The sequence below is a fragment of the Pseudomaricurvus alkylphenolicus genome (assembly GCF_011683955.1).
GTDB lineage: Bacteria > Pseudomonadota > Gammaproteobacteria > Pseudomonadales > Cellvibrionaceae > Pseudomaricurvus > Pseudomaricurvus alkylphenolicus.
On record NZ_JAAQPI010000027.1, the window covers coordinates 15,715 to 36,964 of the forward strand.

At 54.3% G+C, this 21,250-nt stretch carries 39 protein-coding genes; 36 read left to right on the top strand and 3 right to left on the bottom strand.

Going from position 1 to position 21,250, the window contains the following annotated elements; translation table 11 throughout:
• Positions 1-36: 36 nt before the first annotated feature.
• Positions 37-360: a helix-turn-helix domain-containing protein gene (locus tag HBA55_RS34355; RefSeq protein ID WP_167000269.1), complete on the bottom strand. Its 324-nt coding sequence runs from the start codon at positions 358-360 to the stop codon at positions 37-39.
• 261 nt (positions 361-621) lie between these two features.
• On the opposite strand from HBA55_RS34355, the gene HBA55_RS34360 reads away from it, so the two are divergent.
• The 19 genes from HBA55_RS34360 (at position 622) to HBA55_RS34450 (ending at position 10,778) form a co-directional block, all read left to right on the top strand.
• A complete protein-coding gene (locus HBA55_RS34360) occupies positions 622-867 on the top strand; it encodes a hypothetical protein (RefSeq protein WP_167000270.1) in 246 nt (81 codons plus the stop codon).
• Positions 864-1,574, top strand: coding sequence for a hypothetical protein (locus tag HBA55_RS34365; protein ID WP_167000271.1), 711 nt, complete (start codon positions 864-866; stop codon positions 1,572-1,574). The genes HBA55_RS34360 and HBA55_RS34365 overlap by 4 nt, the downstream gene beginning before the upstream one ends.
• A 528-nt stretch (positions 1,575-2,102) precedes the next feature.
• Entirely contained in the window at positions 2,103-2,387 is a 285-nt protein-coding gene (locus tag HBA55_RS34370) for a hypothetical protein (protein WP_167000272.1), read from the top strand.
• 254 nt (positions 2,388-2,641) lie between these two features.
• Complete coding sequence (locus HBA55_RS34375) at positions 2,642-2,800, top strand: hypothetical protein (RefSeq protein ID WP_167000273.1); 159 nt, start codon at positions 2,642-2,644, stop codon at positions 2,798-2,800.
• The gene (locus HBA55_RS34380) at positions 2,787-3,146 is read left to right on the top strand and encodes a hypothetical protein (protein ID WP_167000253.1); all 360 of its coding nucleotides are present in this window, start codon (positions 2,787-2,789) and stop codon (positions 3,144-3,146) included. The genes HBA55_RS34375 and HBA55_RS34380 overlap by 14 nt, the downstream gene beginning before the upstream one ends.
• Positions 3,147-3,161: 15 nt before the next feature.
• Entirely contained in the window at positions 3,162-3,635 is a 474-nt protein-coding gene (locus HBA55_RS34385) for a hypothetical protein (RefSeq protein WP_167000274.1), read from the top strand.
• Positions 3,622-4,287: a hypothetical protein gene (locus HBA55_RS34390; protein WP_167000275.1), complete on the top strand. Its 666-nt coding sequence runs from the start codon at positions 3,622-3,624 to the stop codon at positions 4,285-4,287. Before HBA55_RS34385 ends, HBA55_RS34390 begins: the two co-directional genes overlap by 14 nt.
• A gap of 103 nt (positions 4,288-4,390) precedes the next feature.
• Positions 4,391-4,537, top strand: coding sequence for a hypothetical protein (locus HBA55_RS34395; RefSeq protein WP_167000276.1), 147 nt, complete (start codon positions 4,391-4,393; stop codon positions 4,535-4,537).
• Positions 4,538-4,564: 27 nt separating this feature from the next.
• Complete coding sequence (locus HBA55_RS34400) at positions 4,565-5,347, top strand: major capsid protein P2 (protein WP_167000277.1); 783 nt, start codon at positions 4,565-4,567, stop codon at positions 5,345-5,347.
• A gap of 25 nt (positions 5,348-5,372) precedes the next feature.
• On the top strand, positions 5,373-5,687 hold the full coding sequence (locus HBA55_RS34405) for a hypothetical protein (RefSeq protein WP_167000278.1): 315 nt from the start codon (positions 5,373-5,375) through the stop codon (positions 5,685-5,687).
• A 129-nt stretch (positions 5,688-5,816) separates the two neighbouring features.
• Complete coding sequence (locus HBA55_RS34410; RefSeq protein WP_167000279.1) at positions 5,817-6,284, top strand: hypothetical protein; 468 nt, start codon at positions 5,817-5,819, stop codon at positions 6,282-6,284.
• A gap of 121 nt (positions 6,285-6,405) precedes the next feature.
• Complete coding sequence (locus HBA55_RS34415) at positions 6,406-7,548, top strand: hypothetical protein (RefSeq protein ID WP_167000280.1); 1,143 nt, start codon at positions 6,406-6,408, stop codon at positions 7,546-7,548.
• Complete coding sequence (locus HBA55_RS34420) at positions 7,545-8,108, top strand: hypothetical protein (RefSeq protein WP_167000281.1); 564 nt, start codon at positions 7,545-7,547, stop codon at positions 8,106-8,108. Before HBA55_RS34415 ends, HBA55_RS34420 begins: the two co-directional genes overlap by 4 nt.
• Entirely contained in the window at positions 8,108-8,944 is an 837-nt protein-coding gene (locus tag HBA55_RS34425; RefSeq protein WP_167000282.1) for a hypothetical protein, read from the top strand. Before HBA55_RS34420 ends, HBA55_RS34425 begins: the two co-directional genes overlap by 1 nt.
• Entirely contained in the window at positions 8,944-9,345 is a 402-nt protein-coding gene (locus HBA55_RS34430; protein ID WP_167000283.1) for a hypothetical protein, read from the top strand. The genes HBA55_RS34425 and HBA55_RS34430 overlap by 1 nt, the downstream gene beginning before the upstream one ends.
• 32 nt (positions 9,346-9,377) lie before the next feature.
• Positions 9,378-9,842 carry a structural protein gene (locus HBA55_RS34435; protein WP_167000284.1) on the top strand — a complete coding sequence of 155 codons (465 nt, stop codon included), beginning with the start codon at positions 9,378-9,380 and terminating at the stop codon, positions 9,840-9,842.
• The gene (locus HBA55_RS34440; protein WP_167000285.1) at positions 9,839-10,267 is read left to right on the top strand and encodes a hypothetical protein; all 429 of its coding nucleotides are present in this window, start codon (positions 9,839-9,841) and stop codon (positions 10,265-10,267) included. Before HBA55_RS34435 ends, HBA55_RS34440 begins: the two co-directional genes overlap by 4 nt.
• Positions 10,267-10,587 carry a hypothetical protein gene (locus tag HBA55_RS34445; protein ID WP_167000286.1) on the top strand — a complete coding sequence of 107 codons (321 nt, stop codon included), beginning with the start codon at positions 10,267-10,269 and terminating at the stop codon, positions 10,585-10,587. The genes HBA55_RS34440 and HBA55_RS34445 overlap by 1 nt, the downstream gene beginning before the upstream one ends.
• Positions 10,584-10,778 (top strand): hypothetical protein, encoded by a 195-nt coding sequence (locus HBA55_RS34450; protein ID WP_167000287.1) that lies wholly within the window; start codon positions 10,584-10,586, stop codon positions 10,776-10,778. The genes HBA55_RS34445 and HBA55_RS34450 overlap by 4 nt, the downstream gene beginning before the upstream one ends.
• Here HBA55_RS34450 and HBA55_RS34455 read toward each other — a convergent pair.
• Positions 10,775-11,260 carry a hypothetical protein gene (locus HBA55_RS34455; protein ID WP_167000288.1) on the bottom strand — a complete coding sequence of 162 codons (486 nt, stop codon included), beginning with the start codon at positions 11,258-11,260 and terminating at the stop codon, positions 10,775-10,777. The two genes, HBA55_RS34450 and HBA55_RS34455, sit on opposite strands and share 4 nt — an antisense overlap.
• 242 nt (positions 11,261-11,502) lie before the next feature.
• A complete protein-coding gene (locus tag HBA55_RS34460; RefSeq protein ID WP_167000289.1) occupies positions 11,503-11,835 on the bottom strand; it encodes a helix-turn-helix domain-containing protein in 333 nt (110 codons plus the stop codon).
• A gap of 249 nt (positions 11,836-12,084) precedes the next feature.
• On the opposite strand from HBA55_RS34460, the gene HBA55_RS34465 reads away from it, so the two are divergent.
• The 17 genes from HBA55_RS34465 (at position 12,085) to HBA55_RS34545 (ending at position 21,236) form a co-directional block, all read left to right on the top strand.
• Positions 12,085-12,309 (top strand): hypothetical protein, encoded by a 225-nt coding sequence (locus HBA55_RS34465; protein ID WP_167000290.1) that lies wholly within the window; start codon positions 12,085-12,087, stop codon positions 12,307-12,309.
• The gene (locus tag HBA55_RS34470; RefSeq protein ID WP_167000291.1) at positions 12,306-12,503 is read left to right on the top strand and encodes a DUF7706 family protein; all 198 of its coding nucleotides are present in this window, start codon (positions 12,306-12,308) and stop codon (positions 12,501-12,503) included. The genes HBA55_RS34465 and HBA55_RS34470 overlap by 4 nt, the downstream gene beginning before the upstream one ends.
• Entirely contained in the window at positions 12,500-13,213 is a 714-nt protein-coding gene (locus tag HBA55_RS34475) for a hypothetical protein (protein WP_167000292.1), read from the top strand. Before HBA55_RS34470 ends, HBA55_RS34475 begins: the two co-directional genes overlap by 4 nt.
• 515 nt (positions 13,214-13,728) lie before the next feature.
• Positions 13,729-14,112, top strand: coding sequence for a hypothetical protein (locus tag HBA55_RS34480; RefSeq protein ID WP_167000254.1), 384 nt, complete (start codon positions 13,729-13,731; stop codon positions 14,110-14,112).
• Positions 14,113-14,141: 29 nt separating this feature from the next.
• Complete coding sequence (locus tag HBA55_RS34485) at positions 14,142-14,495, top strand: hypothetical protein (protein ID WP_167000293.1); 354 nt, start codon at positions 14,142-14,144, stop codon at positions 14,493-14,495.
• 41 nt (positions 14,496-14,536) lie between these two features.
• Positions 14,537-14,896 (top strand): hypothetical protein, encoded by a 360-nt coding sequence (locus HBA55_RS34490; protein ID WP_167000294.1) that lies wholly within the window; start codon positions 14,537-14,539, stop codon positions 14,894-14,896.
• Between the two features lie 17 nt (positions 14,897-14,913).
• Positions 14,914-15,450 carry a hypothetical protein gene (locus tag HBA55_RS34495; RefSeq protein ID WP_167000295.1) on the top strand — a complete coding sequence of 179 codons (537 nt, stop codon included), beginning with the start codon at positions 14,914-14,916 and terminating at the stop codon, positions 15,448-15,450.
• Position 15,451: 1 nt separating this feature from the next.
• A complete protein-coding gene (locus HBA55_RS34500) occupies positions 15,452-16,144 on the top strand; it encodes a hypothetical protein (RefSeq protein WP_167000296.1) in 693 nt (230 codons plus the stop codon).
• A 110-nt stretch (positions 16,145-16,254) separates the two neighbouring features.
• Positions 16,255-16,401 (top strand): hypothetical protein, encoded by a 147-nt coding sequence (locus HBA55_RS34505; RefSeq protein ID WP_167000297.1) that lies wholly within the window; start codon positions 16,255-16,257, stop codon positions 16,399-16,401.
• A gap of 27 nt (positions 16,402-16,428) precedes the next feature.
• Positions 16,429-17,211 (top strand): major capsid protein P2, encoded by a 783-nt coding sequence (locus HBA55_RS34510; protein WP_167000298.1) that lies wholly within the window; start codon positions 16,429-16,431, stop codon positions 17,209-17,211.
• Between the two features lie 90 nt (positions 17,212-17,301).
• Positions 17,302-17,553: a hypothetical protein gene (locus HBA55_RS34515; protein WP_167000299.1), complete on the top strand. Its 252-nt coding sequence runs from the start codon at positions 17,302-17,304 to the stop codon at positions 17,551-17,553.
• A gap of 2 nt (positions 17,554-17,555) precedes the next feature.
• Complete coding sequence (locus HBA55_RS34520; RefSeq protein WP_167000300.1) at positions 17,556-17,795, top strand: hypothetical protein; 240 nt, start codon at positions 17,556-17,558, stop codon at positions 17,793-17,795.
• Positions 17,795-18,160 (top strand): hypothetical protein, encoded by a 366-nt coding sequence (locus HBA55_RS34525; RefSeq protein WP_167000301.1) that lies wholly within the window; start codon positions 17,795-17,797, stop codon positions 18,158-18,160. The genes HBA55_RS34520 and HBA55_RS34525 overlap by 1 nt, the downstream gene beginning before the upstream one ends.
• A gap of 121 nt (positions 18,161-18,281) precedes the next feature.
• Positions 18,282-19,430, top strand: a complete 1,149-nt coding sequence (locus tag HBA55_RS34530) for a hypothetical protein (RefSeq protein WP_167000302.1) — start codon at positions 18,282-18,284, stop codon at positions 19,428-19,430.
• Complete coding sequence (locus HBA55_RS34535) at positions 19,427-19,993, top strand: hypothetical protein (RefSeq protein WP_167000303.1); 567 nt, start codon at positions 19,427-19,429, stop codon at positions 19,991-19,993. Before HBA55_RS34530 ends, HBA55_RS34535 begins: the two co-directional genes overlap by 4 nt.
• Positions 19,993-20,832, top strand: coding sequence for a hypothetical protein (locus HBA55_RS34540; RefSeq protein WP_167000304.1), 840 nt, complete (start codon positions 19,993-19,995; stop codon positions 20,830-20,832). The genes HBA55_RS34535 and HBA55_RS34540 overlap by 1 nt, the downstream gene beginning before the upstream one ends.
• Complete coding sequence (locus HBA55_RS34545) at positions 20,832-21,236, top strand: hypothetical protein (protein WP_167000305.1); 405 nt, start codon at positions 20,832-20,834, stop codon at positions 21,234-21,236. The genes HBA55_RS34540 and HBA55_RS34545 overlap by 1 nt, the downstream gene beginning before the upstream one ends.
• Positions 21,237-21,250 lie beyond the last annotated feature (14 nt).

The window sequence follows — 21,250 nt, forward strand, 5'->3', positions numbered from 1 at the left end:
CTATCCAGCAAAACTATATCCGACAACGCCTATAATTTAACATAATATACATTTTGCAGCGCTTTCTAGGCCGCCATTTTCCTCTATCATTTCCGCTTCCTTTTCGGCCAGAACCTCAAATACGGCACTGCCCATAAGGCGCTCTGTCTCGAGGCAGTATTCGATGAATTTTTCCTCAACCCCCAGTAACTGCGCGGCTTTCCGGCCGATTTCGTTATTCATAACTGAGCCTCGAGCACGCCAGCCATTGATGGTGCTGGTACTGATTCCAAGCTCTTTTGCCACTCGGTAATCTGTCCAATTATTGAGCTCTCTGAGGGTGTCAACGATCTTCACGGTGGTGATGATGTCTTGATTCATGGTTTGCAGCCTTTGATCAATTTCTAGCCCGAATTATAGGTTTTAATACGCAGTTCTGCGATATTGCGCCGCGTTGAACATTGCACAGCTCTGAGCAATACTCGCCCCCGCATTGCTTGAATGCCTCCCTCACCTCCGGTTTGCAGCCTTAGTGAGGTGAGGAAGGACTTTAGGCGTGTGCCTCCCCCGGCGGCCGGTAAGGGTAGCTCCCCCCGGCCAACTTTAAACAGGGGGAGTTAACCAACAACCGGGGAAGACACAATGAACATACCTACCTGTACGACCGCTGAACAAGATTTCCTTACGACTACCTTTCCACCGCATCGGGTTAGAGACCTGATTGCAAAGAGCACGGCAATTACCGAGCTTCGCGAAAGGATTGCCAGCGACAAGAATGTAATTCTCAATCCTGAATTCGCCGAAGAATTCCGCCAGGCAAAAGCCGCTTATCAAATTTGTTGCGAGAGTATCGCGCACTGGGTATTTCTTGAGGCCACTGACCGTTGAAAGAAATCACCGGCAACCGTTGCGGCCATAACCCCGCGTCACTGCGCCTTTGCGATGTTGCAAAACGTGGGCGCGGTGGTCAGGCTCCGGTGATCAGTACGATTTCCTCTTATCTCGGTCAGGCCGCGAAGTTTCGCAACCGTCTAAAGACTTGGCAGAACATGAACGGTAACGGTCGCGGCCGCCGCTCCGAAATCCGCGAAGCCATGGCTGCTGTGATGCAGTTTCTTATCGCAAAAGAATTTCAACTGGATAGCCGTCGCTGCGCAAAGAAGAAAGACGGTTATCATCAAGCGATCGACGCCGAGCTGATCGCAATACAGATTTCCCGATCCGCTTCCTGGAAGGGCCGCCCGCCAATGTCGGTAGGGCGCGTGCGCGCTGTTATTACCGAGTTTAAACAGTGTGGCTATATCGAGTTGTCCCACCAGCAGAAGCGACAGCTGCCTAATGGGCTCTGGCAGAGTAGCCCGAAGGTGATCCAGTTCACCAAGCGTTTTTTCCTGGAGCTAGGTGGTAGGAAACTGTGGCGCTCTATCGCCAAGATCGGTATGGATCGTGCCGAAAAGCTTCTCGATCGCTACCGCCGCCTGGATGAGGAAACAGCCAGCGCCATGATGGCGGGATACTTCAAGTTAACACGCATCTTCTCGCCGCGTCAGGCCGCCAACAGGCCGCCCGATCGGCAACCGGTACCTCTTATCTAGCACTCCCCCTAAGTACGCTTAGCGGCCCTCTGTGGCCGCTTTTTTTTGCCTGCAGGTTTTTCACCGCGAATACAACCCATTCAGGTGCAGTTAGCGTCGCTAACTGCAGTACAGTGATAATGGATCTCATCTTGCCTGTGGGTTATCCCCAGTTTCTGTGGATAAGGCAGTGGGTAAGGCGGTGCATAGGAAAATGTAGTTGCGTTAAGTCCTAATTCGGTAAGTCCCTACCTATACCGTCGATACTACGTAATAAGATTAACCATCTATTAAGCCAGATCCCTGGCTTAATACTGATATCACCTTACGGTGATCAAAAAATGCCCACGCAAGCGTGGATGACTCTTTGTTGGTGCGCTCTGGACCTATAGGTTACTCACCTGGACAGGATCGGATCAGAGAGGACGAGGGCAAGGGTTTATCAGTGATAAAGCTTGTCACAATCGGAGAGATTTGGACCTGTAGGTACAATGTGCTATAACGGCACCGCCTGGGGAGGCTTACTTTTCACTCAATTGGAGTAAGCCAATGTCCCTCGATTTCAAACCTCGCATCATTTTCACTTCCTCCGTTCCAGAACTCGGCATTCCAGAAGAGACCAGCGGGTTTATCCTGCGCCAGGATTCCGAGACCGGCGTTTCTCGCGTCCGTGCCCTGGGTAAGGACCACGATATCCCCACCGATGTCCTTGAGGGCGTCTCTATGTCTAAAGAGGCGTACGAGGCCGCACAGGCCGATGAGGCGTATCAAGCAAAAGCTGAGGCCGAGGCCGACGCCCCAATTACCAGTGCTGCGGTTCTGCCGGGCCTGTAAGTGGGCGCGCGCTCTGTGAGTCGTTCCGCCTCCCGCCCGTATGACTTCGACAGTCATACGGGCGTACACCTCCACGATGCGCACGTGAAAAAGTGGCGCGATCACCTCCACGCACAGATGGTCATCAAAGGAGCAACGCTCCTGGGGCAGCGTGTTGCCCTACGCGGGATCGCCATGCCTGCGCCTGCGCCACCACGCTGGAAAATGTCTAACTATCTGGCCTGGATCCTTAATCAAATATCGAGGTTTTTACCGTGACCTATTCACACAGAAAATTGAAAATTGCCGCCGCTCGCCGATTAATCAAATCTCCGGCCGCGATGATCCTGCCGCGCGCCGCGCGTGATGTTCTTATCGATCTTTTGGATGTAGTAGATTCAGTGGTTGAGGAACTGAACAATGCCAGCCGCTAAAGACGGTCGCCGGCCGGCCGGTACCGCTCATTGTTCCGCCTGTGACACTGAAGCGACGTTCTACCAGGTGAAGAAGGGCAAGCGCAAAGGGTTCCTATACAAGCGCTGTGGCTGTGGCTGCAATCAATCGGCCGGGGAACCCCAGCAAAAGCAGTGGTTAGCCGAGATGACGCCGACTGAGGAAATGATTCCGCATCCTATGCAGGCCGCCGAACCCGAGCCAGAACCCGCCGAACCCGAGTCAGAACCCGCCGCCGAACCTGCCCCCGAGCCCGCGCCCCGCAAGGGGTTCGCGGGTCTCTTGCTTCTGGGTGTGGCGGGCCTGACTGCCTTACTAATGACTTAACCTTATAGGTGCACTGTGACCGAAGAAACCAGCGAAATTACCATAGACGAACCCCACGGTTTAGACGATTTGATCCAGCAGGAGGACGCCGCCGAGATCCAGGAGCAGCGCGACCAGGAAGAAGCGCAAGCCAAGGCCGCCCAGCCCAGCGAGATGGAATTAGAGCGCGCTAAGCGACTGGCCGAGCAAATGAACGGCGCGTTCCTGTTTGGCGTCGATAAGATGATTTGCCCCTCGGTTGACTTTCTCCAGGTGGTGGATCCGGAAGTCGGGAACGAGAAATTATTACCGCTGGCGTTGGCCATGGGGGGCGAGGTGCCCGCCTGGATCCGCGCGCTCCTGGATCAGTATCAACCCTACATCGCCGCGGGCTTGTATATGGGCACTACGATATTCACCGCGCGGAAACTGGAAATGGTGGCCCGCGAGCAGGCCGAAAGGCGAGAGAAGCAACGCAAGCAGGAGGGTCAAAACCATGGCCCGCAATGAAGACACTAGTATTGAGAATCGTCATGTGTTTGTCGCCGCCAAAACTGGAGGCGGAAAGAGTCAGCTCATGCGTAATCATATTGTGCCCGCAAAAGGGGTACGGGCGGTCTTTTGGGATCCGGACAAAGACCACCGCTGCAACCACTACAGCAACCGCCGCCAGTTCCTTACCGCGCTGGCCAAGGCTGACAAAGCCCGCAAGCCATTTCGAGTTGGTTGGTGCGGAGATAGCGACAAAGCCACCTTTGCCTGGTGGTGCGATGCCGTCTGGCGGATCCTTGATGGCGAGTTCGATACCTGGATTGTTACCGAAGAACTCGCCGATCTCGATATGCTCAACCGAGTCATTCCCGCCTACAACACCTTGTCCAAGCGATCGCGCAAGTACGGCGGCATCCTGGTCGGTAATACTCAGCGCATTCAAGAGGTACCGAAAACGTTTGTCACGCAGGCGGCAGAAGTTTGGATCGGCCTTCATGAGCACCAGGACGCCAACTATATCGAGAAAATGACGGGTCTCAAACGAGAGGAAGTAGAGCAGCTGAAGCCGCTAAGTTTCTTCAAAAAAGAGAATGGCCAGTGGGTGAGGTCCGGCACTGTATATCGGAAATTCGGCAATTCGAGCGGAAAGAGGAACCAGTTTAAACGCTAATTTTGACCTAATAGGTTAGCGCGCGGGTCCGTTGTTGATCCCTGATTTTAACGGTTTGAAATAGAGATCGATTTTCACCGTTAACACAAATCAGGATCAGCACATGAGCACCGTAAACAAAGTTAAACAGAACATTGACCCAACCATTGTAGTGTCTGCCGTCGTGGCATCCATTGTCATTGGTGTGGGCGTTTTTGTTGCCAAGAAAGCCGGTCTCGGCACCGTCGCCACTGTAGTGAAAGGCGGCTAATCCAGGACCAGCAAAGGAGCAACAAACATGTCTAGAAAAATCATTCCACTCAACAGCTTTACCACCGTCGCCGCTGGCGCCGATACTTCTCTGACTCTGCCCGTGGGCGGTAACACGTACGAGCGAATCATGCTGGAGTACTCCGGCGTTACGCTGGCGCAACTTCAGAACCTGGAAGTACGCCTGAATGGCGATCCCATCCAGCACTTTAAAACCGCTTTGCAACTCGAAGAGATTAACGACTTCTGGGGCCGTCCTAAGACGTCCGGCATCATTACAATTTGGGCCATTCGCCCTGAAATGATGAATGCACAGCAACGCCGTATGACCGCCTGGGGAACGCAAAACGTACAAACTCTGTCTATACACTTGGATATCGATGCAGCTGCTGCTAGCCCGTCTCTGAAGGCTCACGCGATTGTGTCCGCGCCGCGTCCAATGATCTTTGTCACTAAGGTTAAACAGTTCTCCGATAACTCGGCCGTCTCCGGTAAAGTGGATATCGATAACATTCCGCGCGGCCCGCGTATCTACGCCATTCACCTGTTTAAGTCTGATATTTCCGATGTGGAAATCGAGATGGATAACGTGAAATTCTACGACTCGACTAAGACACTGTCTGAGGCGATCCAGAAAGAAAACGGCCGGGTACCCGTCACCGCGAAAGCAACGCACATCGACTTCATTGGCGATAACGATGTTGGTAACGCGCTGATCACCGCGAACGCGCGCGACTTCCGCCTGAAACCGACTCTGGACACTTCCGGCCTGACTGACATTTGCGTGGAGTACCTGGATCGAGTGGCGTAAGCCGCTCACCTGGTAAGGAGACATTATGCAAATTGCAGGCAGTAATGTAGCCGTAAACAGTCCTATTGAAATCGGAGGTGGATGGATGGGCGGAGCACAAGATTTCCTAAGTGGAATGATGGACGCCTATTTTCAGTTTGAAAATGGGCAACTCGGACTTGAGTTGCAACGGGCTCAAATTCAGCAGCAGCGCACGCAGGACGCGATCAGCGTAGAGCAGCAAGTCCAGCAGAACCAGCAGCAGCGCCAGCAGCAGAACGACAATCAAGGCGGTGATATGGCGAAATACGCTGTGCTCGGCCTGGGTGGTATCGCGCTTCTGCTTCTGCTGAGGAAGTAATCATGAATCCGGCAATGATTACAGGAGCGATGCAGGGACTAGGGGCCGCCGCTGCCGGTGGTCCCTCGGCCGCGAGCAGCTCGGCCGGTGATACCGGTACCGGTAATGTCTTTAACATCGGTGGTAACAATGCAGCAGCACCGCGATCTGGGCCCGGTCAATACATGGGCGTACCTGTTTGGCTGTGGGCTGGACTGGGCGGCCTCGTTGCGCTGGCCGTTCTCAAGAAATAAGCCCTATCTCAAACGGGCGGCCTGGAGCCTGACCGCTGAAAAGGGGTTAACCGTCGCCGCGCGTGGTGATCTGCCATGGATTCGGCAAGAGGTGGAAAAGGGAGTTTCCGCCTTATTTGAATGTTGCATAGGTCCCGATCGGTGGGCCTGGATAGTCCTTCGATATGAGCCTGACCAGGAAGAGATGGTTTTAGTAGTTGGCGAGGGTCGGGGTTTTAAACACTTCGTGCCGGTCGTTGAACACTACGCGCGCCAGATGGGCGCTAAAACCGTCAGAACTCACATACAACGGCCTGGCCTTAAGCGTTGGTATGAATCGCTGGAGTGGCAACAGGCCGAAATAGTCATGAGGAAAACACTGTGAGAAAAGCCAACGTAAACAAGCCAATGAAACTGATAAAACCGTCTAAAAAGGTCACACGTCCGGCCGTGCGTGCTTCTGGTTTTATTCAAGTCAAAAAGCCGCGTATTGGTAGGGGCGTGTAATGGGTAGCCGTTCCAAGAGTCGTACCAGGACAACGACCAATACCGAAAACAACATCGACAACAGTAATAACTATGATGACCATAGTTACCTGGATTCGAGCGTCAATGATCATTCTCAGACCTGGATGACCGACAGCCGGTCTAACAGTTCGAGTTCGTCAACCAGCACCAGTACCGTTGACGATAACTCCGATCATTCAATGACGGACTACAGCCGACACGATAACAGCAGCTATAACAGCAGCGTAGACAGCAGCTTTAACGATTCGAGCCGTACCACGTTTAGCGATAATTCAGACAACAGCCTGGAGTACTGGAGCGAGGACGATCACAGCGTTGACGATCACAGCGTTCGGGAAACGCGGATCGATAGCAGTGTGCACGATTCGAGCTCTTATGACTTTGTAGACGGTCGTATCTATGACCGTAGCGACAACAGCAGCCGTACCAGCAGCGTTGACAGCAGCAGCGTTGATAATTCTACTTATGATTTTGTAGACGGCCGCAACTACGCCAGCGATGACGATTATTCCTGGAACGATCAATCAACCTTCGATAGCAGCGTTCGGACTAATACGAATCTGACCGACAGCCGCAGCTTCTCTGATTCCAGGAGCAACAGCAGCAGCGTTGACAGTTCGGTTCACGACTCGAGTTCTGTTTCCCTGGTCGATGATGCCGATTTCGCCTATAGCGAGACCTTGAGCAATACGGTCCAGTACCTGGACGGCGGTGCGATCGATGCGCTGTCTGACGTGGCGTATCGAGGCCTGGATTTTGGCGAGAGCGTCACCGGTGGCGCGATCGATGCCATGGAGTCTGTGACCAGTGAAGCGATCGTCCGCAATAACGAGCTCGCCATGTCGTCTGTTCGTGAAATTGCCGATAACAGCTATCGCAATCTACAGGCCAGTGAAGGCGCGTTCTACCATGCCTCTAACCTGGTAACGGGCGTCACTGAAACATCCTTTGGTGAGGCGCTGTTGAGTTCCAGGAACGCATTTTCTAACGCGATGGAATTCGCCGACAGCCAGGCCAAAAGCGAGAATCAAACCATGCTGGAGAGTTTCCAGCGAAATTCAATGATGATAGTCGGCCTTGCCGCCGCTGTTATTGTCGCACCGATGGTATTTAAACGATGAAATTCTTTACAGCTGATGTCCAGGCCGGGGAAACAATTTCCATTGGTGCCGCTGGGCGCTATTTCCGCCTCCTGGAGGGCGATGGCGATATCACCGTAACCTTTGAGACGGATAACGGGAACGGGGCGCGCACGGCCTGGAAAGTGGGCCTTGGTGGGCGCGTTGACCAGGACTTTAAACGGTTGATGATTCACAGCTCGATCACTCAGCGAATTGTGATCGCCTATTCGAAGCATCAGATTGACGACAGCCGCCTGACGGGCTCTCTGTCTATCTCTGGTGGTCTCAGTATCAAGGCAAACAAAACGGTTGCCCACGGCGCTGTCAGTGTCACCACTACCGCCACATTAGTCCGGGCTGAAAACCTGGGCCGGGGCCGTTGTCTTCTGCAGAACCTGGGCGGGGCCGCTTGTTATGTGGGCAGTACTTCCGGCGTGACCGCCAGTAACGGCATGAAGGTGTTACCAGGTGGCACTATGGAAGTTAGTTTTGATGACACTGTCTATGCGATCACCGCGAGCGGTACCGCCGATGTGCGCTACCTGGAGGAAACCGTTTAATGTCTTTTATCTCGAATCCCGATACCAATTTCGGCGCGTATCCAATTCTGAAAGGGGCCAGCCTGGGCGCGGCGACGCCGACCTATATCAATGTCTACCCGCGTTATATGCCGGGATGGTCCGCCAATGGTGACTATGTAAAACTGCCAGATAGCGCGAGCGCTTCAATCGAGTACTACAATGCCGCTCAAACTCTGCAATGGTCCGTGGCAAAAACCGATCTGAATGCCGCCGTCGATATTTGGTGTGGAATTACTTTCGACGGTACGGATATTTTTGTTGTGGGCGCGGACACTGGCACCGCTCCCGATACGTATTACAGCGCCAAGATCAACAGCGCTGGCGTAGTAACCGCGATCGGCAATGATCAGCCAACATCTGATTTTAGTGCCTCTTGTGATTTCACCGGATCCGGTGGCAACGGCTTTTTGCAGTTGAACGCCGACGGTGATTTACTCCTGGCATCCTCTGGGCAGCATGGAATTATCAATAAGACGTCCGGCCTGTTCACGACCGATCCGACCAGCCACGGCTCACAGTGCAGCTATGAAGCGCCAAGCGGTAACCGTATCGGTTATTTTGCTACCAGTGGTATCGCGGCAGGGCAGTGCCGGGTTTATTGTCGCGGTGCAAACGCTGGATCTACTCAAGTTTGCCAACTGGAAATACCGCTTTCTACCGGAACGCCGTTCCAAACATCTACAGAAAACGTTCGCCTGATTGTGTGGAACGGTTATGTCAGTCAGGGACACTTGCGCCGCTGCGCCGCTTTTTGGGATAAGGACGTATTCGACAGTTGGGTTGATGATGTGGTGAGAGCAGGAGGGTTCGCATAATGTTGGTTCAATTTTCTAATCCAGAAAAGCAGGTAACTTATCCGGCCGAAGGTGCTAGCGCTTTTGGTAAAACCGTTCGCGAGGGCGATCTGATCATTGGCGAGTACTTCGGATCGGCAAGCCTGGATCCGTATATCGGGCCATGGCCGATTGATGATTCGGTGGTTGAAACCCCGAAGTATTCACAGCTGGCGTTCATGGAAGCAATGGGCGATGACACGATATTGGAAATCATTGCCGCCACGGATCCGGTGATCAAGTTGATCGATCGCAAGTTCCAGGCCGCCAGCGTGATCGAGGGCGATCACCCGCAGACGGTCCAGGCATTAACGTACCTGGTAGCATCCGACCAGGTGCCGAGTTTCACAGAAGCCGATAGGGTTCGCGTATGCGGGCTCTAATTGCGATCGCATTATTAGGAGTAGTGTTAACCATGGCACCAGGTAACCCGAAAGGCCCGCGCGGCATCCGTAACAATAACTGGCTGAATATCCGCTATAACCCGGCGAATAATTGGGATGGTCAGACGGGGGCGGATCCAGACGGCTTCGCGATTTTCAGTACGCCAGAATTTGGGATCCGCGCGGCCGCGAAGTTGATCACCAATTACCGCGACTTCCACGGCATTGATACGATTCGCGGCATCATTGAACGGTGGGCACCGGACAGCGAAAACAATACCGACGCCTACATTCAGCACGTATCGGATTATTTGCATTATGATCCCGATCTCCCGATTGATCTTGATGTGTATATGAGTTTGCTACTGCACATCATGGCCGTACACGAAAATGGCCGGATGGCGTTACCTGGTAACACCGAAGACGTGATCGGTCCTGGCATGGAGCTGGCCGGATACGCGAGACCAAGCCCAATAACTTATGCAGGTATATCATGATAGGCATTAATGTAGATTGGAAAACCATCGCCGCTCTAACCGGTAGCGGTATCGTTGTTTATTTCCTGGTAAAGAGTGAAGGAAAGCAGGCCGTTGCCGCCGTGAAAGAAACGCTGGACCATGCCGGTGATATTCTGGATCCGACCGCGCCCACCAATGCGGTGTACCAGGGCACCAGCCAAGTCGTTGATATTTTGGATGATGGCGTCGACAACGATTCCAATACCGTAGGGACCGCCGTGCATACGCTGGTGGAAAACATCGACGGCGACGCGATCAATCCCGCGTCGAGTGAAAACGTGGTTTACCAGGGCGTTAACACCATGACCGAGTGGATCACTGGCGATGATCGCCCGTTCGGTGTGCAGCTCTATGAGTGGTTTAACGATGACATGACCGCCGCGAATCCGCCGCAGGTGCTGTAATGTCGATTGTCGATTGGATCAATCCATTTAACAAAGTGGCGGATATCGTTTCCGAAGTCGTTGAAGACAAGGACGCGCGCAACCGGTTAAACCATGAACTCGAAAGCCTGAAGCAACAGGTGTATATCGTGGAATTGAACACCAAGACCGTGCCCTGGATCGACGCGGTGCACAAGATGGGCCGACAGCTGATCAGCGTTACCAGTCTGATCGCGGGGGTTGTCCTGGTGTACGTCAATCCGGAAGTGGATCCGCTGACACTGGGGGCGATCCTGGGGCCGGGTGGCATTTACAACGCAGTCAAAGGGAAGGGCAAGTGACCGATCAAATCATATCAACCATATTGGTTTCGGTGGCCACTGGTGTGGTCAGCACTACCGGTACCGTGATCGCGCTGAAGGTGCACATTACCTATTTGCGCGAAGCGATCGCACGCCATGAGGCCGCGATCACCCGGGCACACGCTCGCATTGATACGATCGAGCGTCACCGGTCACTGGAGACCTGTTAACAGCCGTCGTGTCTAAACCACTGACGCCGCTTTCGCACCTGGTGGCTCAGTGGGTTTTCTTTCTCCAGTTCCTTTTGCATCTCCGCATGAATGGGCCGCACTTTGGTCAGTTCGGCAAACGTCAGCTGTGGGGAGATCTCCCGCAGGCCTTTCTCGGCTTTCGCCATAAAATCCATGGTCCCGTACCACTGACGCGCTACCCATTGGCTCTGCTGGATCTGGGCGTGTGTGAGGGGTTCGCGATCGAGGGGCGTGTGTAGCTTGTCGCCGCGAAAGTACATGGATTTGGGCCAGCTGCTGGGCATGATCCGGCGCTCGGCCAGGGCTCTGAGGTGGGCCAGTTCGGCCGGTCGTGGGGTTTGGGTACCGGCCTGATAGCGGGCGGCGGTGCTCCTGGAGCAGCCCAGTATCTGTATCAGCTGTTCGGTGTCGAAGGCGTCAACGGGGTTGTCAGTGAGGCTCGGTAGGGGTTCCAGACGCATTTTTTTCAATCCTTTTAGAATAATTCGAACCTAAAAGTTTATCTAATATGCGATCCAGTCATTAGAAGCTGATCAAATAATGGTCGTTTTGGGAGCCTGTGGGCCAGGGGTTGCACCGCAGTCTGGACGGTGTCAATTTTACATAATATACATTATGAACGTTAAAGGAATAACAGAAATCCCTTTAATATCAATGAGTTATAAAATTCACGTGACGACAAATTGTCACGTATAGGAAGTTTTTAGGCTGCGCGCTCTTTGTCTTTCGCCATGGCCTTCTCGGCGGCCTCAATCTCGTCTTTTTTGTACTCTGCGACCATGTCAAGAATGCTCTGTTGAGCCGCTTCTGATGTCGAGTTTAGAGACCGTTCCAGCTCGATTCCTGCAAGGATGAATTCTTCTGGCAAGCCCAGTATTTCTGCGGCTTTCACGGCAGTTTCATTGCTCATGATTGCCCCTTTCTTTCGCCACTTACTGACGGTTTGATGAGTGACTTCCAGCATCTGGGCGACACGATAATCGGACCAGCCTTTCCAGTCATTGAGGCGGTCCACAATGGCGATTGTGGTGAGCATTTGAGAGTCCGTGAGCATAGAACTTTTGTTTATTAAGGATAGTGAGATAGAGGGTCATTGCAACCACTGGTCGCTCAGCCACTGGTTGCGCATGCGTCCGGTGGTTGCGTAGTCTCTTTCCTGTCCTTCGCTGAGTCCGTGAGCAAGTTCTCTGCAAGGGATGCCAGACCCCATGGCGGCCGGTAAGGGTAGCTCCCCCCGGCCTTTCTAACCCTGGGGCGGCTTTACCAACAACATGGGACTGGAATTATGACTGAAGATACCTGTACGCCAACTGAACAACATCTCGAAATGCGCGCGGAGTTAACCGACTCTGAATACAACGCGCTCTCTCTGTTTTTCTTCAAGCTGTCACCCACCGACCTGGTAGAGATCATGGGTGACGATCGCGAGCTTATCGACGAGTGCCACAAAGCCATTATGCAGATTGAAGGCGGCCTTGAATTGGCTACCCTGCAGGAGGTGGCAGCGTGAGCGACAAAGTCACCATCGAAGTTGAAATGACTGAGCAAGAGGCCGTGGCCTTTGCAAATTTTCTCAAGCGCGCTGGACGTGAAGCATATCGCCCCTACGCCAATCAATGGGTAGAAGACGATGCAGAAAACATGTTCTGGGCGGGGCGGCAGATCGAAGACGCATTGCACCGAAATGGCATTCAGCCTCGATGACGGAAATCACCGGCAACCGCTGCGGCCACGACCCCGCGTTTCTACGCCACTGTAAGATCGTAAAACACGGGCGTGGTGGTCAGCCGCAGGTGCTGGGTGTGATTTCTTCTTACCTGCAAAACGCCGCCCTGCATCGCAACCGCTTAAAATCCTGGCAAAACATGAACGACACCGGGCGCGGTCGCCGCTCCGAAATTCGTGAAGCCATGATGGCGGTAATGCAGTATTTGTTCGCCAGTGATTTCAAACTTGATAGCCGCCGCTGCGCCCGTCGCACTGAAGACGGTTTTCACATTGCCCCCGACGCGAAATTGATCGCGACCGATGTTTCCAAGTCCAAAGCCTGGAAGGGCAAACCAGCGCTCTCCGAAGGCCGCGTGCGAACGATCCTGACCGAGTTTCGCCGTTGCGGTTACATTCAGCTTTCGCACCAGGAAAAGCGCCACAAGGCGACCGGTGACTGGGAGAGCAGCCCCAAGGTCATCCAGTTCACCAAGCGCTTTTTCATCGAGCTAGGTGGTAGGAAACTGTGGCGCTCTATCGCCAAGCTCGGTACCGATCGCGCAGAACGTCTGCTGAAAAAGTACCGGCAACTGGACGAAGCCACCGCCAGCGCCATGATGCGCGCCTACTTCACCCTCAACGGCATTTTCACCCCGAACCAGTACAAAAACCGGCCGCCCGATCGGCGACCCATACCTCTCATCTGATTTCACCCTAAGTACGTCAACTGCTTAGCGGCCCACTGTGGCCGCTTTTTTTATTTCACCAGGTGTTTCACCGTCTTTACCGCTAAAACCGCTCTACGGGCCTGAGAATCGGCCTTACGTACCCCGTTTTATCCCCAGATTCTGTGGATAAGGCAGTGGGTAAGGCCTGCATGGGGAAAAATAGTTCCGTTAAGTCCAATACCCCTAAGTCCCCACCATTACCCACGATACTTACGTATAGGATTAACCCTCTATTAAGCCAGCAAGCTGTCTTAATACTGATATCACCTTACGGTGATCAAAAAATGCCCGCGCAAGCGCGGATGACTCTTTGTTGGTGCCAGGTTCGAGACCTGTACCAGGTAGAAACGCCATCGGGTCGGAGATGACGAGGGCAAGGGTTAATCAGTGATTAACTGGTCAGAATCGGAGAGATTTGGACCTGTAGGTCCAATGTGCTATAACGACACCGCCTGGGGTCTGGCTTACTTTCAACCAATCGGAGTAAGCCCAATATGAATATCCAAAACAAACCTTCCATCGTTTTCACCGCTTCGGTACCTGAGCACGGCATCAATGCCGGTACACCAGGTTTTCTCATCCGCGAAGGCGAGCATAGCTGCGAAGTCCGTGTGTTCGGCAAGAATGTCGAGGTGCCCCGTGACACCTTCGGGTATCCCGCTGCCCCTGCCGCCGTTCAAGAGATTATCCCTGCTGCCGCTCCAGTGGCTCCTGCCGCTGCCCCTGCGGCCGCTCCCGCGCTCCCAGCGCCCACACCCCAAGCTGCACCCGTAAATGTCCAGGAAACGGCTCCAGCGGCCTCTCTGGAAGTAGAACCCACACCAGCGGCCCCGGTTCGCTTCTGCCCCAGCTGCGGCCAAGCCCTGTTTGCGGGCTGATGGGTTCCCGATCGGTGAGCCGGTCGCACATGACTCAGCACCAGTTTCTCACCGATCCAACTCCGTTCGTGGTGCTCCATGATGCCCACGTGCGGGATTGGATGCGGCATAAGGCCGAGCAGAGCTACGCCAAGCTAGAACGCGCGGCCAGGATTGCTGAAATGCGAGCCAAGATACGCGAGGCAAGAGAGGCTGAGATTGAAGCCAACACCTGGCGTTTCAAAAATTACCTTGCCTGGGGCGTTAACCAGGTTAACCGTTTACTGGATTGGATCAGCCATGACTCGAACCGAGATGAAAACCAAAACCGCCGCGGCGAGAAAACTTCTGAAGTCTCCCGCGGCTCTCCTGATGCCGGCACCGGTGAAACAAGTGATCAGTGATGTCCTGGACGTGGTGGACGCGCTCATCGAGGACGTGACCCATGCCAGCGGCTAAAGACGGCCGCAAGCCGGTCGGTACCGCACACTGCACCGAGTGCGATTCCGAAGCGGCCTTCTACCAGGTGCAAAAGGGGAAACGAGCCGGTTACCTCTACAAACGTTGTGGCTGTGGTTGCGATCAGTCCAGCGGCAAGGCCAAGCAACACCGCTGGTTGGCAGAGATGACCGTCACCGGCGATATGCTCCCGCATCCGCTGGCGGAGCCAAAACCCGCAGAACCTACCCCAGAACCTACGGAAGAACCCGCACCCGAACCCGCCCCGAACCCCAGACCTAGCAAGGGGTTGGCGGGTTTGCTGTTGTTGGGTTTGGCCGGGCTCGCCGCCGTATTCATGGCTTAACCTAATAGGAAAATTTCATGAGTGAAAAGACCGAAAACACTCCGGCCGTTGAGGAGCAACCGGACGGCCTGGACCATCTGATCGAAGCTGAGGACGCCGCCGAGCAGGCGGAGCAGCGCGCCCAGCAAGAAGAAAAAGCCAAAGCCGAGCAACCGACCCATGACGACATCGAGCGTGCGAAGGCCTTCGCCTCACAGCTCAACGGCGCGTTTCTGTTTGGCGTTGACAAGGTGGTCTGCCCGTCGATCGACATTGGGGACCATGTGGACCCATCCGAGGGCGACGCCAAGCTGTTACCGCTGGCGCTGGCCATGGGTGGTGAAATCCCTACCTGGTTAAAGGAGTTGATCGCCCAGTGGGGCCCCTACGTGGGCGCAGGCCTGTACATGGGCACCACAATCTACCAGGCGCGTAAGTTGGAACTGGCGGAGCGGGAGAGAGCCGAGAAAGCCGAGCGCGCCCGAGAGCAGCCACAACCGGCACGACAGCCACAACCGGAGGGCAGGCGCGAACAATGGGCCGATGGGCCTATGTATCAGATGGGAGGTGAGTAAGTTGGCTAAGTGCTTAACCGATTACTACGAGCCGCCGAACGAAGACACCAGTCTTGAAAACCGTCATGTATTCGTCGCTGCCAAAACTGGTGGCGGCAAAAGCCAGGTAATGCGCAATGAAATTGTCCCCGCGAAAAACGTCCGAGCCGTCTTCTGGGATCCGGATAAAGACCACCGTTGCAACCACTTCAACAACCGGCGTCAATATCTCACGGCGCTGGCCAAGGCTCACAAAGCCCGCCGTCCCTTTCGAATTGGATGGTCTGGCGATAGCAGTAAGGAAAGCTTCGCTTGGTGGTGTGAATCGGTCTGGGGCGTGCTCGATGGAAAGTTCGACACCTGGATCGTCACCGAAGAGCTCGCCGACCTCGACATGCAAAACCGAACCATCCGCCAGTACAACACGCTCAACAAGCGTTCGCGAAAGTATGGCGGAATTATGGTTGGGAATACGCAACGCATTCAGGAGGTTCCTAAGACCCTGGTAACACAGTCTGCCGTGGTCTGGATCGGGCAGCATGAGTACCAGGACGCGGCCTATATCGAGAAAATGACCGGCCTGAAAAAGGCCGATTTGTCAGCGCTGGAGCCTCTTAATTTCTTCAGAAAGGAGAAGGGGGAATGGGTACCGGCGGCAACCAAATATCGGAAATTCGGTAATTCCAGCGGCAAAAGAAACGAGTTCAAACGCTAATTTTGACCTAATAGGTTAGCGCGTAGGTTCGTTGTTGATCTTAAATTTTTCCGGCTTGAAATAGGAAAGCGACACAACTGTCTTTCCGAAAATTTCAGCAGGATCAACACATGAACTCTGTCAACAAAGTTAAAGATCACATTGACCCGACGATCGTGGTGTCTGCCGTCGCAGCCTCCATTGTCATCGGGATCGGTGTGTGGGTTGCTCGCCGTGCGGGTATGGGTACCGTCGCCACTGTGGTGAAAGGCGGTTAATTCCAGGACGCATAGGAGCAACGAAACATGTCACGCAAAATTATCCCTCTACCAAGTTTCACCCAAGTGTCCGCCGGTGCCGATACGTCGCTGACGCTACCCGTTGGTGGTAACACCTACGAGCGTATTCTGGTCGAGTATTCCGGTGCGACGCTCGCGCAACTGGAAAATATCGAAGTGCGCCTGAACGGTGATCCGATTCAACACTTCAAAACCGGCCAGCAGCTGGAGTACATCAACGATTACTACGGTCGCCCGAAAACCTCTGGAATTTTCTCTCTGTGGGCCATTCGCCCCGAGATGACCAATATCCAGCAACGCCGTATGACCGCCTGGGGAACCCTTAACGTAGATCACCTGAGTATTCACCTGGACGTCGATGGCGCTGCCACGTCGCCCACTCTGAAGGCTCACGCGATCATCAGCGCACCGCGCCCAATGATCTTTGTCAACAAGGTCAAACAGTTCCCGCACAACTCGGCGGTGTCTGGCCAGGTGGATATCGACAACATTCCACGTGGACCGCGTATCGTGGCCGCTCACCTGTTCAAATCCGACATTTCCGATGTTGAGATTGAAATGGACAACGTGAAGTTCTACGACGCCAGTAAGTCTCTGGCCGAAGCGATCCAGCAGGAAAACGGCCGGGTACCACAAACCGCACAAGCCACCCACATTGACTTCCTGGGTGACAACGATATCGGTAATGCACTGATCACCGCGAATGCGCGTGACTTCCGTATCAAGCCTACGCTCGATACCTCTGGTGCGACCGACATCTGTGTGGAATACCTCGATCGGGTGGCATAAGCCGCCCCCAGTGAACAGGGGGCGACTATGAGTCTACCACTATCGAGTAACGTACCAATCACCAGTCCAATCGAACTAGGAGGCGGATGGATGGCAGGGGCAACCGATTTTATGTCCGGCATAATGGACGCCTATTTCACGTTCGAGAATCAACAGCTCGGACTGGAGTTGCAACGTGCCGAGATTCAGCAGCAGCGCACACACGATGCGCTCAGCGTGGAGCAACAAGTTAGTGCTACTCGCGCTCAGCAACAGGGTACCGCGCCCGCCAACAGCAATATGGCAACGTATGCAGTGTTGGGTGTGGCTGCCGTGGCTGTGGTGCTTCTGATGAGGAAGTAATCATGAATCCGATGATGATGGCCGGTGCCATGCAGGGCATAGGTGCAGCGGCGGCCGGAGGGCCGTCTGCCGCGTCTAACACTGTGGGCGATACCGGTAGCGGCCTGAACTTTAACATTGGCGGCAATGGCCAGGCCGCGCCCAATCAGCGCGGTGTGATGTCCGGCTCTCACATGGGTGTCCCTGTGTGGATGTGGGCCGGTGTCGCTGGCATCGTGCTGCTGGCAGTACTGCGCAAGTAATGCCATACATTCAGCGCGCCGCTTGGAGCCAGACCGCTGAAAAGGGACTTCAAATTGCCGCCAGGGGTGATATGGATTTTATCCGCTGGGAGGTTGAGCAGGGCATAGCGGCCCTGTTCGAGTGCAAGGAGGGTGCCGATCGCATGGGCTGGGTTGTGCTTCGCTACGAGCGCGAAGCCGATGAAATGGTCCTGGTGGCCGGTGAAGGAAAAGGATTTCACCGCTTTGTCCCCATCATCGAGCAGTACTCCCGCAACCTGGGGGCCAAGACAATTCGAACTCACATTGAGCGGCCAGGGTTAAAGCGATGGTATGAATCCATCGACTGGTCACAGCGTGAAATCGTCATGAGTAAAGCGTTATGAGAAAAGCCAATCCCAACAAGCCAGTGAAACTCCTTCGTCCTTCGCGTCGAGTGAGGCGTCCAGCGGTGCGCGCTTCTGGTTTCGTGCACGTTCGTAAACCGCGCATCGGCAGAGGTGTCTAATGGGTAGTCGATCCAGGAGCCGCAGCAGCACCAACAGCCAAGTAACGAACAACACTGACAACTCCAACAACTACAACTATGACGATCATAGTTTTTTTGATGGGAGTGCTAACGATCACTCTCAAACCTGGATGTCGGATTCGCGCTCGAACGCGTACACCAGTAACAACAGTGCCGTTGACGATCACAGCAACCAAAGTGTGAACGATCACAGCCGCCACGATAACTCGGTCTACGATTACGATTCTGATTTTAATCTGGACAGCAGCTGGAACGATTCGTCCAGGACATCCTTCGCGGACAACTCCTCGAGGAGCACCGATTATCGCTTGGAGGATGATCACAGCATCGACGATCACAGCGTGACCGAAACGCGGATCGACAGCAGTGTCCATGATTCCAGGAAATACGACTTCCTGGACGGCCGTGCCTACGACAGCAGCGATCACAGCAGCTACAACAGCAGTGTGGACAGCAGCTATCGAGACAACAGCACGGTACAGCTGTCCGATCATCGTAACTACGCCAGTGACGATGACTATTCCTGGAACGATCAATCGGTCCTGGACACTAGTGTGAAAACCACACTGACCGACAGCCGCAGCTTTAACGATTCCAGGAGCAACAGCAGCCACGTTGACAGCAGCTATCGCGATTCCAGTTCCGTCTCGTTGGTGGACGATGGTGACTTCGCCTATGAAGAGAACTTCACCAACAACGTTAACTACCTGGACGGTGGCGCGGTCGATTCGCTCTCTGATGTGGCATACAAGGGCCTGGATTTTGGCGAGAGCCTGACCGGTGATGCCATTGGCGGTATGGAGCGCTTGAGCTATGAAGCGATCGCGCGTAACAGCGACCTGGCGCAATACTCGGTCAAGCAAATCGCCGACAGTAGCTACCGCAATCTGATGGCCAGTGAGGATGCCTTTATGCACGCCTCAAACCTGGTTACCGGTGCGACCGAAACGGCCTTTGGTGAGGCGCTACTGGCGTCTAAGAATGCCTTCGGTAACGCCATGATGTTCGCTGACAGCCAGGCGAAAAGCGAGAACCAAACACTTCTGGAAAGTTTCCAGAAGAATTCACTGTATATGGTAGGCCTTGCCGCCGCCGTAATTGTTGTGCCAATGGTGCTTAAACGATGAAAACTTTTGTAACGGATTGTCAGGCGGGCATTGCTCAGGATATCGGTGGCGCTAAAGGATCGTACTTCCGAATTCTCTCCGGCGATGGTGATGTTAAGGTCACTTTCTTCTTTACCAATGGCGACAGCTATCGCACCGGCTGGAAAGTCGGCATCGGTGCGCCCACCATGCGAGAGTTCAAGCGTATCTTGATTGAAAGCTCGATCACTCAGCGCATGGAGGTGGCCTGGTCAACCGGACCGATTAACGATAACCGCCTCAACGGTAATCTGGAAATCAACGGCGGTGTGAGCATCAAGGCCAACAAGACGGCCGCTCACGGCGCCGTGAGTGTCGGTACCAGTGCGACTCTGGTGGTGGCGGAAAATCTGGGGCGTGGCCGCTGCCTGCTTCAGAACCTGGGCGGCAGTGATTGTTATGTGGGGAACTCCTCCGGCGTGACCACCGCCAACGGCATTAAGTTGGTGGCCGATGGGACCATGGAAGTGTCGTTTGACGATACGGTCTATGCGATCACCGCCACCGGTACCGCTGATGTGCGCTACCTGGAGGAAACCGTGTAATGTCAAATCTCTCCAGTCCTAACAATTTTATGGGCGCGTTTCCGATTCTGAAAGGCGCCAGCCTGGGCAGTGCGACACCGGCTTATCTGTCGATCTATCCGCAATATATGCCGGGCTGGTCGGGCAATGGCGACTATGTGAAATTGCCGTACAGTGTCGGTGATGACATTGAGTACTACAACAACGCCGAGACTTTGCAGTGGGGCGTTGATAAAACCGCGATTAACGCCGCGTGTGATAAGTGGTGCGGGATTACCTTTGATGGCACCGACATTTACGTAGTCGCCGCCAACACCGCCACGTCGCCCGATACTTACTACAGCGCCAAGATCAACAGCGCGGGCGCCGTGACCAACATCGGCAACGCGCAACCATCAAGCGACTGGGGTAATACCGGCATGCTGGATTTTGTCGGCTCCAATGGAGCGGGTTTTTTGGATTTGGACGCGAGCGGAAATTTACGCATCGGCAACGCCAACGAGTACGCGATACTTGATAAGAGCACCGGCGCATTTAATACCCAGCCGACCAGTTTTGGCAGCAACTGTGGCTACGTTACCGCCGACGGGCAATATCGTCTCGGGTATTTCAATACCAACAACATTTTGGCCAGCTTGTGCCGCCTATACGTTCAAATTCCGGGAACCACGCGAAATGCACAGCTTGAAATTCCGCTGGCCACCGGCACACCGTATCAGGTCACGACGGAAACCGTGCGCTTTGTGGTCTGGGGCGATTACGTCAGTCAGTCTTACCAGCGACGTTGCCCGGCTTTTTGGGAGCGTGGCGCCTTTGATACCTGGGTTGAAAAAGTCACTAAGGCAGGAGGGTACCTGTAATGCGTTTGGTTCAATTTTCTAATCCTGGACGGATGGTTAACTATCCCGGTGAAGGGGCGATCGCGTTTGGTAAAACCGTTCGCCAGGGTGACACCATTATCGGTGAATACCTGGGCAACCAGAATTTGACCGAGTACACCGGTCCGTGGCCGATTGAAGAGGCGGTGGTTGAAACCCCGAAGTACTCCCGCCTGGGCTTTATGGAAGCGTTGGGCGATGACGTGATTTTGGAGATCATCGCCGCTACCGATCCCGTTATCAAACTGATCGATCGAAAGTTCCAGGCCGCCAGCGTCATCGAGGGCGATCACGCGCAAACCGTGCGCGCTTTAACGTACCTGGTAGCGTCCGACCAGGTACCGAGTTTTACCGAAGCCGATAAGGCCAGAGTATGCGGGCTGTAATTGCGATCGCATTG

Excerpts from the sequence above, each read along its gene's own strand:
- HBA55_RS34455 (WP_167000288.1), bottom strand. The coding sequence starts at position 11,260 with ATGCGTCTGGAACCCCTACCGAGCCTCACTGACAACCCCGTTGACGCC.
- HBA55_RS34535 (WP_167000303.1), top strand. The coding sequence starts at position 19,427 with ATGAAAACTTTTGTAACGGATTGTCAGGCGGGCATTGCTCAGGATATC.
- HBA55_RS34395 (WP_167000276.1), top strand. The coding sequence starts at position 4,391 with ATGAGCACCGTAAACAAAGTTAAACAGAACATTGACCCAACCATTGTA.
- HBA55_RS34545 (WP_167000305.1), top strand. The coding sequence starts at position 20,832 with ATGCGTTTGGTTCAATTTTCTAATCCTGGACGGATGGTTAACTATCCC.
- HBA55_RS34430 (WP_167000283.1), top strand. The coding sequence starts at position 8,944 with ATGTTGGTTCAATTTTCTAATCCAGAAAAGCAGGTAACTTATCCGGCC.
- HBA55_RS34405 (WP_167000278.1), top strand. The coding sequence starts at position 5,373 with ATGCAAATTGCAGGCAGTAATGTAGCCGTAAACAGTCCTATTGAAATC.
- HBA55_RS34435 (WP_167000284.1), top strand. The coding sequence starts at position 9,378 with ATGGCACCAGGTAACCCGAAAGGCCCGCGCGGCATCCGTAACAATAAC.
- HBA55_RS34465 (WP_167000290.1), top strand. The coding sequence starts at position 12,085 with ATGACTGAAGATACCTGTACGCCAACTGAACAACATCTCGAAATGCGC.
- HBA55_RS34445 (WP_167000286.1), top strand. The coding sequence starts at position 10,267 with ATGTCGATTGTCGATTGGATCAATCCATTTAACAAAGTGGCGGATATC.
- HBA55_RS34460 (WP_167000289.1), bottom strand. The coding sequence starts at position 11,835 with ATGCTCACCACAATCGCCATTGTGGACCGCCTCAATGACTGGAAAGGC.
- HBA55_RS34390 (WP_167000275.1), top strand. The coding sequence starts at position 3,622 with ATGGCCCGCAATGAAGACACTAGTATTGAGAATCGTCATGTGTTTGTC.
- HBA55_RS34410 (WP_167000279.1), top strand. The coding sequence starts at position 5,817 with ATGCAGCAGCACCGCGATCTGGGCCCGGTCAATACATGGGCGTACCTG.
- HBA55_RS34415 (WP_167000280.1), top strand. The coding sequence starts at position 6,406 with ATGGGTAGCCGTTCCAAGAGTCGTACCAGGACAACGACCAATACCGAA.
- HBA55_RS34355 (WP_167000269.1), bottom strand. The coding sequence starts at position 360 with ATGAATCAAGACATCATCACCACCGTGAAGATCGTTGACACCCTCAGA.
- HBA55_RS34380 (WP_167000253.1), top strand. The coding sequence starts at position 2,787 with ATGCCAGCCGCTAAAGACGGTCGCCGGCCGGCCGGTACCGCTCATTGT.
- HBA55_RS34475 (WP_167000292.1), top strand. The coding sequence starts at position 12,500 with ATGACGGAAATCACCGGCAACCGCTGCGGCCACGACCCCGCGTTTCTA.
- HBA55_RS34485 (WP_167000293.1), top strand. The coding sequence starts at position 14,142 with ATGACTCAGCACCAGTTTCTCACCGATCCAACTCCGTTCGTGGTGCTC.
- HBA55_RS34425 (WP_167000282.1), top strand. The coding sequence starts at position 8,108 with ATGTCTTTTATCTCGAATCCCGATACCAATTTCGGCGCGTATCCAATT.
- HBA55_RS34505 (WP_167000297.1), top strand. The coding sequence starts at position 16,255 with ATGAACTCTGTCAACAAAGTTAAAGATCACATTGACCCGACGATCGTG.
- HBA55_RS34370 (WP_167000272.1), top strand. The coding sequence starts at position 2,103 with ATGTCCCTCGATTTCAAACCTCGCATCATTTTCACTTCCTCCGTTCCA.
- HBA55_RS34495 (WP_167000295.1), top strand. The coding sequence starts at position 14,914 with ATGAGTGAAAAGACCGAAAACACTCCGGCCGTTGAGGAGCAACCGGAC.
- HBA55_RS34525 (WP_167000301.1), top strand. The coding sequence starts at position 17,795 with ATGCCATACATTCAGCGCGCCGCTTGGAGCCAGACCGCTGAAAAGGGA.
- HBA55_RS34480 (WP_167000254.1), top strand. The coding sequence starts at position 13,729 with ATGAATATCCAAAACAAACCTTCCATCGTTTTCACCGCTTCGGTACCT.
- HBA55_RS34440 (WP_167000285.1), top strand. The coding sequence starts at position 9,839 with ATGATAGGCATTAATGTAGATTGGAAAACCATCGCCGCTCTAACCGGT.
- HBA55_RS34530 (WP_167000302.1), top strand. The coding sequence starts at position 18,282 with ATGGGTAGTCGATCCAGGAGCCGCAGCAGCACCAACAGCCAAGTAACG.
- HBA55_RS34510 (WP_167000298.1), top strand. The coding sequence starts at position 16,429 with ATGTCACGCAAAATTATCCCTCTACCAAGTTTCACCCAAGTGTCCGCC.
- HBA55_RS34490 (WP_167000294.1), top strand. The coding sequence starts at position 14,537 with ATGCCAGCGGCTAAAGACGGCCGCAAGCCGGTCGGTACCGCACACTGC.
- HBA55_RS34515 (WP_167000299.1), top strand. The coding sequence starts at position 17,302 with ATGGCAGGGGCAACCGATTTTATGTCCGGCATAATGGACGCCTATTTC.
- HBA55_RS34360 (WP_167000270.1), top strand. The coding sequence starts at position 622 with ATGAACATACCTACCTGTACGACCGCTGAACAAGATTTCCTTACGACT.
- HBA55_RS34540 (WP_167000304.1), top strand. The coding sequence starts at position 19,993 with ATGTCAAATCTCTCCAGTCCTAACAATTTTATGGGCGCGTTTCCGATT.
- HBA55_RS34400 (WP_167000277.1), top strand. The coding sequence starts at position 4,565 with ATGTCTAGAAAAATCATTCCACTCAACAGCTTTACCACCGTCGCCGCT.
- HBA55_RS34420 (WP_167000281.1), top strand. The coding sequence starts at position 7,545 with ATGAAATTCTTTACAGCTGATGTCCAGGCCGGGGAAACAATTTCCATT.
- HBA55_RS34520 (WP_167000300.1), top strand. The coding sequence starts at position 17,556 with ATGAATCCGATGATGATGGCCGGTGCCATGCAGGGCATAGGTGCAGCG.